Genomic DNA, 15606 nt, shown 5'->3' with positions numbered 1-15606 from the left:
TCATTATGCCGGGTTATCCAACCCGGCATTTCCCCCTTACCCCGCCCGATAAAACGGTTTATCCCCAAGGATCGTCGCCCGATGCATAATCCGCCGCTGTGGCAGGTAATCCGCATTGGCATAGTGCTGAGTCACGCGATTATCCCAAATCGCAATATCATTCGGTTGCCAGCGCCAGCGCACCTGAAACTCCGGTTTGGTGATATGGGCAAACAAAAAACTTAACAAGGCTTCGCTCTCTTTCTCGCTGACATCAACAATTCGCGTAGTAAAGCCTTCATTCACAAACAGCGCCTGTTTACCGCTCACCGGATGCGTTCGCACCACCGGATGTAGCAACGGCGGGTTTTTCGCGACCGCCTCGCGCCAGCGTTGATGCTCCTCCTCGGTTTTGCGGTATTTGTATTCCGGGAACGATTTACGGAAATCATGCTCCGCACGCAGCCCGCTCAGCAGTTGGCGGAAGGGAACAGAGAGCGCCTCATAGGCCGCAATACCGCTGCTCCAGAGCGTATCGCCGCCGGTCGAGGGTAACTCTTTTGCCGCCAGAATCGCCCCTGCGGGTGGCGTTTCAATAAATGTCACATCGGTATGCCAGTTGTCGTTATCCGGCGGATTATCGTTATGAGTATCCAGCACGATGATCTCGTCAACCCCTTCGGCATGAGGGTAAACAGGGTGAATATGCAGTTCGCCAAAACGCTGGGCCAGCGCGCGTTGCTGCTGCGGCGTAATAGCTTGAGCGCGCAGAAACACCACCTGATGGCGCAGCACCGCATGGTAAAGCTGTTCAAACTGATTATCGCTTAACGGGCGCGTCAGGTCGGCACCCGAAATTTGTGCGCCAATATACGGCCCCAGCGGGGTAATGCTCAGACGTTCACTCATTGTACTTCTCCATGCCAGGGCGTCAGGCGGCGCTGTAACGCGCGCAAACCCAGTTCTAAAAGAAAAGCGATAATCGCAATCACCGCGATCCCCGCCAGCACCACGTCAGTCGCGAGAAATTCACCCGCTGACTGAACCATAAATCCTAAACCGCGCGTCGCGGCAATCAGCTCCGCCGCTACCAGCGTAGACCAGCCCACACCCAGACCAATGCGTAATCCGGTGAGGATTTCCGGCAGCGCGCCGGGCAAAATGACAAACCACAGCACCTGCGCACGACTGGCACCCAGCGACTGGGCGGCACGAATGCGAACCTGCTGCGCGCTTTTCACCCCCGCCAGCGCCGACATCGCCACCGGTGCAAAAATCGCTAAATAGATCAGTAAGATCTTCGAGGTTTCACCAATACCAAACCAGATCACCATCAGCGGCAAATACGCCAGCGGCGGCACCGGACGATAAAGCTCGATTATCGGATCCAGAATGCCGCGCACCGTCGGGCTTAGTCCCATGGCGATCCCGACCGGAATGCCGATCAACACCGCCGCAAGTAGCGCCAGCACAATGCGCGTCAGGCTGGCTGCAAGATGCTGCCACAGGGTGGCGTCCATAAATCCCTGCGGCCCGGCAATGGTGAGCAGTTTTGCCAGTACCTGTTGCGGTGGCGGCAAAAACAGCGGGCTAATCAGGTGCAGCGCCGCCACTGCCCACCATACAGTGAGTAAAATCGCTAACGTGCCAATGCTTAAGGTCACCTGACGCGAGAGCGGCCAGCGCCATTTCAGCCGATGCGAATGCAGTTTTTCATTAATGAGCACACTCATGAGAACGCCTCCCGTTGCTCAAATACGCGGCTTAAAACATATTCGCGCATGGTGATGAATTGTGGATCGGACTTGATGCTGCGGCTCGACTCTCCCGCAACAAAGCGGCGAGCAAAGTTGAGCGGCAGCCGCTCCAGCACGCGGCCAGGGCCGGGTGAAAGCAGAACCAGTTCAGTCGCCATAAACACCGCTTCTTCTATATCGTGGGTAATCAACAGCACCTGCTTGCCCGTCTCCTGCCAGAGTTTCAGCAGCAGAGTTTGCATCTGATCGCGGGTGAAGGCGTCCAGCGCGCCAAACGGTTCGTCGAGTAATAACAGCTGGGGATTCGCCGCCAGCGCGCGGGCAATCCCTACCCGCTGACGTTGACCGCCGGAAAGCTGCCAGATATAGCGTTTTTCTGCGCCTTCCAGCCCCACTTTTTTCAGCATCTGGTGCGCGATTTCCAGGCGCTGTACTTTCTCTACACCTGCCAGTTGCAGGCCGAACGCCACGTTGTCTACCACATTACGCCACGGCAACAGCCCTTCATTCTGAAAAACCACGCCCCGCTCTGCGCCCGGTCCCTCAATGCACTTACCCGCCAGTTGAATGCTGCCATGCTGATAAGGCACAAAACCGGCAATCAGATTCAGCAAGGTGGTTTTGCCGCAGCCGGACGGCCCCAGCACCACCAGTAGCTCACAGCTTTCCAGCGTCAGGTTGATATCTTCCAGTGCCGGTTTGCCGCCATAATCGGCGTAAAGATGAGAGATTTGCAGCATCTGCGCCTCCTTTTATTGCACGAAGCGCGAGGTCACGTACTGGCTGTAATCATTCGCTACAGCCGGGACTTTGCCCTGCTCTTTCAAAAACTGCGCGGTGTCGATGATCGCTTTGTTCACCGGTCCGGTCAGTTCTGCCGTTTGCTGCTGCGGCGTCAGATAGGTATTCCCCTTCACCAGCCCCGGAACGTCACCTTCAGGTACGCCGCTTAAACGTGCCAGTTTGCTGATGTTTTCCGGCTGTTTCAGCCACGCGTCTGGATTAGCAATGTACGGTTGTTGAGCATCGATGGCGCTTTTAGCGAACGCTTTCACGACCTCAGGATGTTTCTCGGCAAAATCTTTGCGCACTACCCAGACATCCAGCGTCGGCGCGCCCCACTGCCCGACCTGTTCAGAATCGGTCAGCACCTTGCCGTCTTTTTCCAGGGCGTTAACCGCCGGTGCCCAGACATAAGCACCATCAATGTCTCCCCGTTGCCATGCGGCGATAATCGCGGGTGGCTGCAGGTTCACTATCTCCACTTGTCCGGGTTTTATACCCCAGTGTTTCAGCGCCGCCAGCAGGCTGTAGTGGGTGGTGGAGATAAACGGTACGGCGATGCGTTTGCCAATGAGATCTTCCGGTTTGCTGATAGTTTTCTTTACCACCAGCGCTTCGGAGTTACCCAGTTTTGACGCCAGTAAGAAGACTTCAATCGGCACCTGTTGGCTGGCTGCCACCGCTAATGGGCTGGAACCGAGGTTACCGATTTGGACATCGCCTGAAGCCAGCGCCCGCACGATGCTGGCTCCGCTGTCAAACTTACGCCAGTCCACCGTCGCCCCGCTCTCTTTAGCAAAGGTGTTATCAGCCTGAGCCACTTTCGCCGGTTCGGCGGAGGTTTGATACGCCACGGTGACGTTCACCGCCTGTGCCTGAAAAGCGATGAATGCCAGTGCGGCAAGAAGTGTGTTACGCGATGAAATTGCCATGATTGTCTGCTCCCCTGTCTTGTTATAGGAGCAGTATTCAGGAATAAAAACATTCATTAAAAGAATTAGTCGTTATCGCACAGATGATTTTATTCTTAGCAAAAAAGCGGCAAAGGAAAGATTAAATATGCAATTACACCCACTCTGAAAATTCATTAAGTTACTGCACTTCATTTTTATTAATGCATAAACAAGCAGAACATAATGTCTTTTATTTTATTAACAGCAATACATATAATGAAATCATTATATTCACATTGCATATATAACTGTATCATTCTCAATCAACCACATAATACATTCACATAATGTATATAATCCATATTTGTGCCTAGAACATATTTTTAATATGTAATTAATTGACAAACTAAATCACATCTAAATACAATATATAAAACAAAATAACTATACAAACCAAACACACAAACACTTAACATATGAACTACATAAAAGATTACGCAGCCGTATCCCCGTACCTGAAAGCCCCTTATTTTTCAGCTATCAGTAATTTTTAACACTTAAAAATTAGCATCTGTCTGTGCCAGAGATTACGTCTCTGCGGGCATCGTTGTGCTTGTAGTATAATAAATAAAATGGAGTGTCATTAAGTGGATAAGGTTTTAGATTCAGCCATCCTTTCTTCGGCAAATAAAAGAAAGGGTATCCTTGCTATTGGCGCACATCCTGATGATATAGAATTGGGCTGTGGCGCGTCGCTTGCTCGTCTTGCGCAAAAAGGAATTTATATCGCAGCCGTGGTGATGACTACCGGCAACTCTGGCACAGATGGAATAATCGATCGCCATGAAGAATCGCGCAACGCCCTAAAGATATTAGGGTGCCACCAAACTATTCATCTTAATTTTGCTGACACCCGCGCGCATTTACAGCTCAATGATATGATTTCCGCCCTGGAAGATATCATTAAAAATCAAATTCCTTCTGATGTTGAAATCATGCGGGTATATACCATGCATGATGCCGACCGCCATCAGGATCATCTCGCTGTTTATCAAGCTTCAATGGTTGCCTGCCGCACTATTCCACAAATTCTCGGCTACGAAACCCCGAGTACCTGGCTTTCATTTATGCCTCAGGTTTTTGAATCCGTTAAAGAAGAATATTTCACAGTCAAACTTGCTGCATTAAAAAAACATAAAAGCCAGGAACGACGCGATTATATGCGTCATGATCGCCTGCGTGCAGTTGCACAATTTCGCGGGCAACAGGTCAATAGCGATCTGGGTGAAGGCTTTGTAATTCATAAAATGATTCTTTGAGCAAATTGCATGAAAACCTGGATATTTATATGTATGGCCGTAGCAATATTGCTATGGTTCCTGAGTACGTTAAGGCGTAAGCCCAGCCAAAAAAAAGGTTGTATTGACGCCATTATACCTGCGTATAACGAAGGCCCGTGTCTGGCACAGTCACTGGATAATCTACTGCGTAACCCTTATTTTTGCCGGGTAATTTGCGTTAACGACGGCTCCACGGACAATACCGAAGCGGTCATGGCGGAAGTCAAACGCAAATGGGGCGACCGCTTTATTGCCGTCACGCAAAAAAATACCGGTAAAGGTGGTGCGCTGATGAATGGCCTCAATTACGCCACCTGCGACCAGGTTTTTTTAAGTGATGCCGACACCTATGTTCCGCCCGATCAAGACGGAATGGGCTATATGCTTGCAGAAATAGAGCGCGGTGCTGATGCCGTAGGCGGCATTCCCTCTACTGCGTTGAAAGGCGCGGGTCTGTTACCGCACATCCGCGCGACCGTAAAGTTGCCGATGATTGTTATGAAGCGCACGCTACAGCAGCTCCTGGGCGGCGCACCGTTTATTATCAGCGGTGCCTGCGGGATGTTCCGTACTGATGTATTGCGTAAGTTCGGTTTCTCTGATCGTACTAAAGTCGAAGACCTTGATCTCACCTGGACATTGGTGGCAAACGGCTATCGTATTCGGCAGGCGAATCGCTGCATCGTATACCCACAGGAATGCAACAGCCCGCGTGAGGAATGGCGTCGCTGGCGGCGTTGGATTGTGGGCTACGCGGTCTGTATGCGCCTGCATAAAAGACTTTTATTTAGCCGCTTCGGTATCTTCAGTATATTTCCTATGCTGTTGGTTGTGCTTTATGGCGTTGGGATTTATCTCACTACCTGGTTTAATGAATTCATCACCACCGGGCCGCATGGTGTGGTGTTGGCAATGTTTCCGCTTATCTGGGTCGGCGTAGTTTGTGTTATTGGTGCTTTTAGCGCCTGGTTTCATCGTTGCTGGTTGTTGGTGCCTTTAGCGCCGCTTTCCGTTGTGTATGTATTATTAGCTTATGCCATCTGGATTATTTATGGACTTATTGCCTTTTTTACTGGACGCGAACCTCAGCGCGACAAACCCACCCGCTATTCCGCACTGGTGGAAGCGTCAACCGCTTATTCCCAACCTTCTGCTACAGGAACTGAAAAACTATCTGAAGCTTAATGTTAAAGAGAAAAATATTCAGATTGCAGACCAGGTAATTATTGATGAAACTGCAGGTGAAGTTGTTATCGGCGCGAATACCCGTATTTGTCACGGTGCCGTTATTCAGGGTCCGGTAGTGATTGGCGCAAACTGCCTGATAGGTAATTATGCGTTTATTCGTCCTGGCACAATAATCAGCAATGGCGTAAAAATTGGTTTTGCCACCGAAATTAAAAATGCGGTTATTGAAGCGGAAGCAACGATTGGTCCGCAATGCTTTATCGCCGACTCGGTAGTTGCAAACCAGACATATTTGGGCGCACAAGTACGTACCAGTAATCATCGTCTGGATCAACAGCCCGTATCTGTTCGAACTCCAGAGGGAATTATCGCTACCGAATGCGATAAATTAGGTTGTTATATCGGGCAGCGTTCACGCCTTGGCGTACAAGTTATTATTTTGCCTGGGCGAATTATTTCCCCGAACACGCAACTTGGCCCGCGCGTGATTGTAGAACGTAATTTACCTACCGGAACTTATTCACTCCGACAAGAACTTATCCGTACAGGAGATTAAAATGATAAAACGGACGTTATTAGCGGCAGCAATTTTTAGCACATTGCCCGCTTATGCCGGGTTAACTTCCATTACCGCGGGCTACGATTTTACCGATTATTCTGGCGATCATGGCAACCGTAATTTAGCGTATGCTGAACTGGTGGCGAAAGTTGAAAACGCAACGCTGCTTTTTAATCTTTCCCAGGGGCGTCGTGATTATGAAACTGAACATTTCAATGCCACTCGCGGTCAGGGTGCGGTCTGGTATAAATGGAATAACTGGCTGACAACCCGAACGGGTATTGCCTTTGCGGATAATACGCCGGTCTTTGCCCGCCAGGATTTTCGTCAGGATATTAACCTGGCACTGTTGCCAAAAACGCTTTTCACGACCGGTTATCGCTACACGAAATATTACGATGATGTCGAAGTCGATGCCTGGCAAGGCGGCGTATCACTCTATACTGGCCCGGTGATCACCAGCTATCGCTATACCCATTATGACTCCAGCGATGCAGGTGGTAGTTACAGCAATATGATTTCCGTGCGTCTGAATGACCCGCGCGGCACTGGTTATACGCAACTATGGCTAAGCCGCGGAACAGGTGCTTACACCTATGACTGGACGCCAGAAACACGCTACGGCAGCATGAAGAGCGTCAGTTTGCAACGTATTCAACCGCTGACTGAGCAACTTAATCTCGGGCTGACGGCAGGTAAAGTGTGGTACGACACCCCAACCGATGATTATAACGGTCTGCAACTTGCAGCCCATCTGACCTGGAAATTCTGATTCCTTCTGCCGCCCGCTATCCGGGGCGGCCTTCCCTGCCGATTAGCCCCACCCCCTTTCCTCTTTGTTTTCCGACCACATTCACCGGATAAATTTTATTCTCCAGTGTTATATACTATAGGGGGGTATGCATTGACATATAGAATACCCCCCTATAGTATATTGCATGCAGATGATGAGGTGCGAAATGCCCAGTACTCCGGAAGAGAAGAAAAAGGTCCTTACTCGAGTTCGTCGTATTCGGGGGCAGATTGATGCTCTGGAACGGTCGCTGGAGGGTGATGCCGAATGCCGTGCCATACTCCAACAGATCGCTGCCGTTCGGGGCGCGGCTAACGGGCTGATGGCAGAAGTGCTTGAAAGCCATATCCGGGAAACGTTTGACCGAAATGACTGCTACAGCCGCGAAGTCAGCCAATCCGTTGACGACACTATTGAACTGGTTCGTGCCTATCTTAAATAGCTGAATCTATTACCATATTGAGGAAGAGCGAGAGATGAAATCACGTGCTGCCGTTGCATTTGCTCCCGGTAAACCGCTGGAAATCGTTGAAATTGACGTTGCACCACCGAAAAAAGGTGAAGTGCTGATTAAAGTCACCCATACCGGCGTTTGCCATACCGACGCATTTACCCTCTCCGGCGATGACCCGGAAGGTGTATTCCCGGTAGTTCTCGGTCACGAAGGGGCCGGCGTTGTGGTTGAAGTCGGTGAAGGCGTAACCAGCGTCAAACCTGGCGACCATGTGATCCCGCTTTACACCGCAGAGTGCGGCGAGTGTGAGTTCTGTCGTTCCGGCAAAACCAACCTCTGTGTTGCGGTTCGCGAAACCCAGGGTAAAGGCCTGATGCCAGACGGCACCACCCGTTTTTCTTACAACGGGCAGCCGCTTTATCACTACATGGGATGCTCTACATTCAGTGAATACACCGTGGTCGCGGAAGTGTCTCTGGCCAAAATTAATCCAGAAGCAAACCACGAACACGTCTGCCTGCTGGGCTGTGGCGTGACGACCGGTATTGGCGCGGTACACAACACGGCTAAAGTCCAGCCAGGTGATTCTGTTGCCGTATTTGGTCTTGGCGCGATTGGTCTGGCAGTTGTTCAGGGCGCGCGTCAGGCGAAAGCGGGACGGATTATCGCTATTGATACGAACCCGAAGAAATTCGATCTGGCGCGTCGCTTCGGTGCTACCGACTGTATTAACCCGAATGACTACGACAAACCGATTAAAGATGTCCTGCTGGATATCAACAAATGGGGTATCGACCATACCTTTGAATGCATCGGTAACGTCAACGTGATGCGTGCGGCGCTGGAAAGTGCGCACCGCGGCTGGGGTCAGTCGGTGATCATCGGGGTCGCGGGTTCCGGTCAGGAAATCTCCACCCGTCCATTCCAGTTGGTCACTGGTCGCGTATGGAAAGGTTCCGCGTTTGGCGGCGTGAAAGGTCGTTCCCAGTTACCGGGTATGGTTGAAGATGCGATGAAAGGTGATATCGATCTGGAACCGTTTGTCACGCATACCATGAGCCTGGATGAAATTAATGACGCCTTCGACCTGATGCATGAAGGCAAATCCATTCGAACCGTAATTCGTTACTGATTGCCCGCAGGTTTACCCCGTCCAGTTCAGGCGGGGTTCTTAATACTCTCCCCGGGCAGCCGTCCGGGGGATTAACCGTGAGATAATGACTGATGGAACTCATTGAAAAACATGCCAGCTTTGGCGGCTGGCAAAATGTGTATCGGCATTATTCCCCATCACTGAAATGTGAAATGAATGTCGGCGTCTATCTCCCACCAAAAGCCGCAAGTGAAAAATTGCCGGTGTTGTACTGGCTTTCAGGGCTGACTTGCAACGAGCAGAATTTCATTACTAAATCGGGGATGCAGCGTTACGCGGCGGAGCACAACATTATTGTTGTTGCGCCAGACACCAGTCCGCGAGGCAGTCATGTCGCAGATGCTGACCGTTACGATCTCGGGCAAGGTGCCGGGTTTTACCTGAACGCAACGCAAGCGCCGTGGAATGAACATTACAAAATGTATGACTATATCCGCAACGAGCTGCCGGATTTAGTGATGCAACATTTTCCGGCAACGGCCAGAAAGTCTATCTCAGGTCATTCTATGGGCGGGCTGGGTGCACTGGTGCTGGCGTTACGTAATCCAGATGAATATGTCAGCGTCTCGGCGTTTTCGCCCATTGTCTCCCCATCGCAAGTACCGTGGGGACAGCAAGCCTTTGCCGCATATCTTGGTGAAAATAAAGAGGCCTGGTTGGATTACGATCCGGTGAGCCTTATTTCACAAGGTCAACGTGTTGCGGAAATCATGGTTGATCAGGGGTTGAGTGATGATTTTTACGCAGAACAGCTGCGGACTCCAAATCTTGAAAAGATCTGCCAGGAGATGAATATCAAAACGTTAATCCGTTATCACGAGGGTTATGATCACAGCTATTATTTTGTCTCCAGTTTTATTGGCGAGCATATTGCCTACCACGCCAATAAACTGAATATGCGTTAATAATAGTGCACGACTGCCGGATGCGGCGTGAACGCCTTATCCGGCCTCCGGATGGCGCGGGAATTTGTAGGCATGATAAGACGCGGCAGCGTCGCATCAGGCATCTGCGCACGACTTATCTATGTTTACCACATCAAATCATCAGGCACTTTGAAGTCGGCATACGGATCGTCTTCATCCTGCTCTTCGGCGCTGAGCGCGCTGTGCAACACAATACTGCTGGCATCACGCTGAGCAATTTTATCGGCAACGCTGGCGGGAATAATGGCGTATTCACCTTCGCTATTGTTATCGACCAACAAGCGGGCAATCGCCAGACGACCATTAATCAACTGCGCTTGCGTGAGCTTATCGACAAAGATTTTCTTAATCAGATTACCGTCAGTGAAGTTAAAACCAATATCGCCATTGGCAATGGTGATTCGGTTCATTTCGATAAGCTGCTTCACCTGAGCTTTATATTCTTTCGCCAACGCCGCTTGTTTTTGCTGCTCGCTAAGCTGTTTATCACGCTCAAGCTGTGCCTTTTTGTTTTCTTCTACCGCCGCCCGAGCTTCACGCGCCTGAACACGCGATTTTTTCGCCGTTCTCTCGACCTTCGCCGCTTTTTTGCTGGTGACTAATCCTGCTTTGAGCAATTGCTCTTGTAAGGTAAGTTTTGCCATCTTTGTTTCCAAACCCGCTGAATAATTTTTAGCGAGTATACCTGTAAACGCCGTAGGTGTATTGGGGGCAAGTCCCTTTCGCCCCTACTTAATAAGGCGCGTCAGGCATCGGCGCACGGCTGCATTCGTGATCTCCGGCTCATCAAAATAAACACTGCCAGGCCAGCAACAAGAATACCCGGCGCAGAAGCGGCCATTACGCCAACCGTGCCAGTGCCTAATGCCAGCATTTTCCCGGCCAGTAACGGACCGCTCATAGCCCCCAGACGCCCTACCGCCACGGCTGTTCCCACACCTGTTGCGCGGATCTGCGAACTGTAAAACAACGGTGCCAGGGCATACAAAACGCTTTGCCCACCTGTCGCAAACAACCCCGCGACGAATCCCGCCAGCAGCATACCGTTAAATGACGACACCGTTCCCAGCGCCAGCAGCGAAGCTAACATGCCGCTATAAATCAGTAGCGACATGGTTACTGGACGCAGCTTATCCATCAATGCGCCCAACATTAACGTCCCGCTTGCCGCCCCCATTTGCAGTGCAAACATCACCCCTGCCGCCTGCGATGGCTGGAATCCTTGCTCCACCAAAAGCAGCGGTAGCCAGTTGATCAACATGTAGACCACCAGCAGAGTGAAGAAATAACACAACCACAGCAGCAGCGTCGCGGTTGCCGTTTCTGGCGCAAATAACGCACGCAGTGGTGGCGCAGCCTGTTTTTCGCCAGCGAAAACCGCCGACTCCGGCAGCCAGCGCATTAATAGTGGCACCAGAATCAACGGCACTACACCACCGACCCAAAACACCGTTTGCCAGGCTAAGTTTGCCCCCGCGAAACCCAGTGTCGCCGCCAGCGCCGCGCCAATGGGGACACCGCAATACATCAGGCTCACTGCCGTCCCACGAAAACGTGGACCCGCGGCTTCAGACGTCAGGGCGATCAGATTCGGCAACGCCGCCCCCAGCCCGACACCGGTCATCAGTCGCGCAAAGACCAGTGAGGGGAAATCCCAGGCAATCGCCGTTGCCAGTGAGAACAAACCAAACAGCGCAACTGAGCTAATTAAAATACGCTTACGACCATAACGGTCCGCCAGCATTCCGCCAACCAGCGCGCCGGGTAGCAAACCGAGTATTCCGGCGCTGAATATCCAGCCCATTTGCATTTTATCGAGTGCGAAAGCCTGGGCGATGCCACCCGCCGCAATGCCAGCCGCCTGAAGATCCAGTCCTTCCATCAGAGCGACCAAAAAACAAAGCCCGATAGTCAGCATCAGGCGGGTTGAAGATGATGAAGGGGTACGAGTCGACATAAGATGAACCTCGTTGCGAGTGCAGGTGAATCGCGGCTGATACATTGTCAGCCGCGTAATCAGAACCATTTAATGACTGCCTACGGGCGAAATATAGGCCGGATAAGGCGTTTACGCCGCATCCGGCAGTCGTGCTGGGATGGGCATACAAAATGCACGTTCTCGGCAGTCATCATTATTTGTTGTTGCGCAGATCCAGCGCCACGTCGACGATCATATCCTCCTGGCCGCCAACCATCCGGCGCTTGCCCAGCTCAACGAGAATATCCACCGCGCTTAAGCCATAACGCGCCGCCGCCGTTTCACAGTGACGCAGGAAGCTGGAGTAAACACCGGCATATCCCAGCGCCAGCGTTTCGCGATCGACTCGTACCGGACGATCCTGCAACGGACGCACCAGGTCGTCAGCGGCATCCATTAACGCATAGAGATCGGTCCCATGCTGCCAACCCAGTTTATCCGCGGCGGCAATAAACACTTCCAGCGGCGCGTTACCTGCGCCCGCCCCCATTCCCGCGAGACTGGCATCGATTCGGTCGCAGCCCTCTTCCACCGCCGCGATAGAGTTCGCCACGCCAAGACTCAGGTTATGGTGAGCGTGCATGCCGGTTTGCGTTTCTGGTTTCAGCACTGCTTTCAGGGCGCGGAAACGGTCACGGATATCGCTCATGTTCATCGCACCGCCAGAATCCACCACATAAATACAGGTCGCACCGTAGCCTTCCATCAGCTTTGCCTGCTTTGCGAGATTCTCCGGCGTGGTCATATGGCTCATCATCAGAAAACCAACGGTGTCCATTCCGAGCTCGCGGGCATACTGAATATGCTGGGCGGAAACATCGGCTTCGGTACAGTGCGTTGCCACACGAACCACCCGCGCGCCAGCCTGCCAGGCATTTTTCAAATCGTGAATAGTGCCGATTCCAGGCAGCAACAACGTCGCGATTTTGGCGTGCTTCACCACATCCGCCGCCGCTTCAATCCATTCAAGGTCGCTATGTGTGCCGAAACCATAGTTAAAGCTGGACCCCTGCAAACCGTCGCCATGGGCCACTTCAATCGAATCCACGCGGGCATCGTCCAGTGCTTTGGCAATCTGGCGGACATTTTCCAGCGAATACTGATGACGAATGGCGTGCATACCGTCACGCAACGTGACGTCCGAGATATAAAGTTTTTTACCGTTCATGCCGCTTCTCCTGCCTTGCGCGCCAGTGACTGGGCCATTTTTTCCGCTGTCGCCAGCGCACTGGAAGTCATAATGTCGAGGTTGCCCGCATAGGCAGGCAGATAATGCGCTGCGCCTTCGACTTCCAGCCAGACCGCCGTTTTCAGCCCGGAGAACTGCCCCACGCCTGGTAAATTGACCGGTTTATCCTGCGGGATGACTTCAAACTGCACGCGCTGTTTCAGGCGATAACCCGGTACGTAAGCCTGCACCGCCTCAGCCATTTCATTGATTGAGGCTTCGATATCATCTTGTGAAGCTTCATCGCTCAATACATACACCGTGTCACGCATCATCAACGGTGGCTCTGCTGGGTTAAGCACAATAATCGCCTTCCCTTTTGCCGCGCCACCCACCACTTCAATGGCGCGCGAAGTGGTTTCCGTAAATTCATCGATATTGGCACGCGTGCCAGGTCCGGCAGATTTACTGGCAATAGAAGCGATAATTTCGGCGTATTGAACACGCGCCACGCGTGAAACTGCCGCCACCATTGGAATGGTGGCCTGGCCGCCGCAGGTGACCATGTTGACGTTCAGTTGATCGACATTCGCCTCGAGATTAACGACCGGCACGCAGTAGGGGCCGATGGCAGCAGGCGTCAGGTCAATTAAGCGAATATCCGGTTTCGCTTCGCGCAAAGCGGCATCGTTTTTCACATGCGCACCCGCGCTGGTCGCATCAAATACAATGTCGATATCAGCAAATTCAGGCATGTTCATCAGCCCGATCACCCCTTCATGGGTGGTGGCGACGCCCATACGTCTGGCACGCGCCAGACCGTCGGACTGAGGATCAATGCCGACCATCACCGCCATCTCCAGATGCTGACCGTGACGCAAAATTTTAATCATCAGATCGGTGCCAATGTTGCCAGAACCGATAATGGCGACTTTACGCTTACTCATGACAGACTTCCTTTTGGGGCTGCGCTTGAAAATGTCGCAGCAACTGAACCTATGCCTTCGATATGGGCTTCAAAACGATCGCCCGCATTCACCGCCACCATCGGACCTAATGCCCCGGTAAGAATGATATCTCCGGCGCGCAGCGGTTCACCCAGGCTGGCCATTTTGCGTGCCAGCCAGACGGCGGCATTAAGCGGATGTCCCAGGCATTCGCTGCCGCGCCCGCTGGAAACCTCTTCGTTATTACGCGTCATCTTCATGGCGCAGTTTTTCAGGTCTAACCCCGCCGGACGTTGCGCCGGACCGCCGATGACATACACTCCACAGGAGGCGTTATCTGCCACGGTATCGACAAACTGAATCGACCAGTCGCGAATGCGGCTCCCCACCACTTCCAGCGCCGGAAGTACCCATTCAATGGCGTTATACAATTCGTCGAAGGTGATATCGGTTGCGGGTAGATCGCGGTTCAACACCAGTGCAATCTCCGCTTCAATGCGGGGTTGCAGAACACGGGAAAAAGGAATGGTTTCGTTATCGCCATAACACATGTCGGCAAATAATGTCCCGAAATCCGGTTGATCAACGCCCAGTTGTTGCTGCACTTTCGGATGCGTCAGCCCCACTTTGCGCCCCACCACTCGCCGTCCCTGAGCGACGTCATGTTGCACATTGATGTGCTGAATGGCGTAGGCCGCTTCAGCGTTATCGATACCAATCAGATCGCGCAGCGGCGCAATCGCTTCGCCCTGCTCTGCGGCGCGGCGTAAATCCGCCGCCAGTTGCTCAAGAGTATGCTTCGTCATGACCGTTCCTTAAGGGCGTGCGAGGAAATTCAGCACCAGTTGATTGAAAGCGTCGGCATGTTCCCACTGCGCCCAGTGACCACAGTCGCGGAAGATATGCAGTTCAGAACCGGCAATGCCGGACAGCAGACGCAGACCCGCATCCATCGGCACAAAGCGGTCGTTGCGCCCCCAGACAATCAGGGTTTGCGCTTTGATTTCCGCCAGACGTGGGCCAAAATCCGGGAACTGTTTCGGATTGGCTTCCAGGCTCTTAACGAAGTTTTCCAGGTGATCGCGGCGCGACAGCATATTATTCAGGCGCGCTTCAAACAGGGCGTCGGTCAAATCGCTGGTATCAAAAACGAAGATATCCATCATCAGCTTCAGGTTTTCGATAGTCGGCTGACGATAAAGCTGATTCAGTCGCTTAATACCTTCGGTTGGCATCGGCGTAAACAAACTCATGCCGCCCGTACCGCCGCCCATCAGCACCAGTTTGCCGACGCGCTCCGGCCAGTTAAGAGTGAACGCCACAGAACTGTGGCCGCCCATCGAGTTGCCCAGCAGGTGGATTTTGGCGATATCCAGTTGATCCACCACGCTTTTCAGGATTCGCGCATTAAGATCCGATCGCGAACCACTATTAACGATCGAATCGCTCTTACCCCAACCCGGACAATCCAGCAGGATCACCCGATAGCCCGCCTCTACCAGCGGATCGATATTGCGGCTGAAGTTCGCCCAGCCAGTAGCACCCGGGCCGGAACCATGCAGCAGGACAACAGTTTCGTCGCCTTGTCCGCAGTCATTAAAATGGATGCGCAGCGTTTTACCCGCTTCTTCTACATTCAGAAAACGGCTGGTGGCGGCTTCGGTTTGTGGCTGATAACTCATCATCTT

17 protein-coding genes are annotated in these 15606 nt (G+C 52.3%); 7 read left to right on the top strand and 10 right to left on the bottom strand.

Features of this window, described 5'->3' with window-relative positions:
- Positions 1-36: 36 nt before the first annotated feature.
- The 4 genes from tauD to tauA are packed head-to-tail and all read right to left on the bottom strand — an operon-like array spanning position 37 to position 3451.
- A complete protein-coding gene (gene tauD / locus ACJHYD_RS15780) occupies positions 37-888 on the bottom strand; it encodes a taurine dioxygenase (RefSeq protein WP_001550709.1) in 852 nt (283 codons plus the stop codon).
- Positions 885-1712 (bottom strand): taurine ABC transporter permease TauC, encoded by an 828-nt coding sequence (tauC, locus tag ACJHYD_RS15775; RefSeq protein ID WP_001550708.1) that lies wholly within the window; start codon positions 1710-1712, stop codon positions 885-887. Before tauC ends, tauD begins: the two co-directional genes overlap by 4 nt.
- Positions 1709-2476 (bottom strand): taurine ABC transporter ATP-binding subunit, encoded by a 768-nt coding sequence (gene tauB / locus ACJHYD_RS15770; RefSeq protein ID WP_001550706.1) that lies wholly within the window; start codon positions 2474-2476, stop codon positions 1709-1711. The genes tauC and tauB overlap by 4 nt, the downstream gene beginning before the upstream one ends.
- 12 nt (positions 2477-2488) lie before the next feature.
- Positions 2489-3451: a taurine ABC transporter substrate-binding protein gene (gene tauA, locus ACJHYD_RS15765; RefSeq protein ID WP_001018416.1), complete on the bottom strand. Its 963-nt coding sequence runs from the start codon at positions 3449-3451 to the stop codon at positions 2489-2491.
- Between the two features lie 608 nt (positions 3452-4059).
- On the opposite strand from tauA, the gene ACJHYD_RS15760 reads away from it, so the two are divergent.
- The 7 genes from ACJHYD_RS15760 (at position 4060) to fghA (ending at position 9804) form a co-directional block, all read left to right on the top strand.
- Positions 4060-4731, top strand: coding sequence for a PIG-L deacetylase family protein (locus tag ACJHYD_RS15760; protein WP_000362012.1), 672 nt, complete (start codon positions 4060-4062; stop codon positions 4729-4731).
- A gap of 9 nt (positions 4732-4740) precedes the next feature.
- Entirely contained in the window at positions 4741-5937 is a 1197-nt protein-coding gene (locus ACJHYD_RS15755; RefSeq protein ID WP_001550704.1) for a glycosyltransferase, read from the top strand.
- Positions 5915-6496, top strand: coding sequence for an acetyltransferase (locus tag ACJHYD_RS15750; RefSeq protein WP_072134741.1), 582 nt, complete (start codon positions 5915-5917; stop codon positions 6494-6496). Before ACJHYD_RS15755 ends, ACJHYD_RS15750 begins: the two co-directional genes overlap by 23 nt.
- Before the next feature lies 1 nt (position 6497).
- Positions 6498-7271: a YaiO family outer membrane beta-barrel protein gene (locus tag ACJHYD_RS15745; RefSeq protein WP_000596109.1), complete on the top strand. Its 774-nt coding sequence runs from the start codon at positions 6498-6500 to the stop codon at positions 7269-7271.
- Between the two features lie 187 nt (positions 7272-7458).
- On the top strand, positions 7459-7734 hold the full coding sequence (gene frmR, locus ACJHYD_RS15740; RefSeq protein WP_001141271.1) for a formaldehyde-responsive transcriptional repressor FrmR: 276 nt from the start codon (positions 7459-7461) through the stop codon (positions 7732-7734).
- A gap of 34 nt (positions 7735-7768) precedes the next feature.
- Positions 7769-8878, top strand: coding sequence for an S-(hydroxymethyl)glutathione dehydrogenase (gene frmA, locus ACJHYD_RS15735; protein WP_000842102.1), 1110 nt, complete (start codon positions 7769-7771; stop codon positions 8876-8878).
- Between the two features lie 92 nt (positions 8879-8970).
- The gene (gene fghA, locus ACJHYD_RS15730) at positions 8971-9804 is read left to right on the top strand and encodes an S-formylglutathione hydrolase (RefSeq protein ID WP_001550703.1); all 834 of its coding nucleotides are present in this window, start codon (positions 8971-8973) and stop codon (positions 9802-9804) included.
- 125 nt (positions 9805-9929) lie between these two features.
- On the opposite strand, the gene ACJHYD_RS15725 is transcribed toward fghA, so the two are convergent.
- From ACJHYD_RS15725 to mhpC, 6 genes are all read right to left on the bottom strand, one after another.
- Positions 9930-10469: a DUF2058 domain-containing protein gene (locus tag ACJHYD_RS15725; RefSeq protein WP_001096705.1), complete on the bottom strand. Its 540-nt coding sequence runs from the start codon at positions 10467-10469 to the stop codon at positions 9930-9932.
- 101 nt (positions 10470-10570) lie between these two features.
- The gene (gene mhpT / locus ACJHYD_RS15720; protein ID WP_001550702.1) at positions 10571-11782 is read right to left on the bottom strand and encodes a 3-(3-hydroxy-phenyl)propionate transporter MhpT; all 1212 of its coding nucleotides are present in this window, start codon (positions 11780-11782) and stop codon (positions 10571-10573) included.
- A 175-nt stretch (positions 11783-11957) separates the two neighbouring features.
- The gene (gene mhpE, locus ACJHYD_RS15715; protein WP_001550701.1) at positions 11958-12971 is read right to left on the bottom strand and encodes a 4-hydroxy-2-oxovalerate aldolase; all 1014 of its coding nucleotides are present in this window, start codon (positions 12969-12971) and stop codon (positions 11958-11960) included.
- A complete protein-coding gene (gene mhpF / locus ACJHYD_RS15710; protein WP_001550700.1) occupies positions 12968-13918 on the bottom strand; it encodes an acetaldehyde dehydrogenase in 951 nt (316 codons plus the stop codon). The genes mhpE and mhpF overlap by 4 nt, the downstream gene beginning before the upstream one ends.
- The gene (mhpD, locus tag ACJHYD_RS15705) at positions 13915-14724 is read right to left on the bottom strand and encodes a 2-keto-4-pentenoate hydratase (protein ID WP_000160712.1); all 810 of its coding nucleotides are present in this window, start codon (positions 14722-14724) and stop codon (positions 13915-13917) included. Before mhpD ends, mhpF begins: the two co-directional genes overlap by 4 nt.
- Before the next feature lie 9 nt (positions 14725-14733).
- Positions 14734-15600: a 2-hydroxy-6-oxonona-2,4-dienedioate hydrolase gene (gene mhpC / locus ACJHYD_RS15700; RefSeq protein WP_000121898.1), complete on the bottom strand. Its 867-nt coding sequence runs from the start codon at positions 15598-15600 to the stop codon at positions 14734-14736.
- Between the last annotated feature and the right edge of the window lie 6 nt (positions 15601-15606).

The sequence above is a fragment of the Escherichia sp. WS1368 genome (assembly GCF_046487485.1).
GTDB lineage: Bacteria > Pseudomonadota > Gammaproteobacteria > Enterobacterales > Enterobacteriaceae > Escherichia > Escherichia coli.
This window is presented reverse-complemented; position numbering and strand designations above follow the sequence as displayed.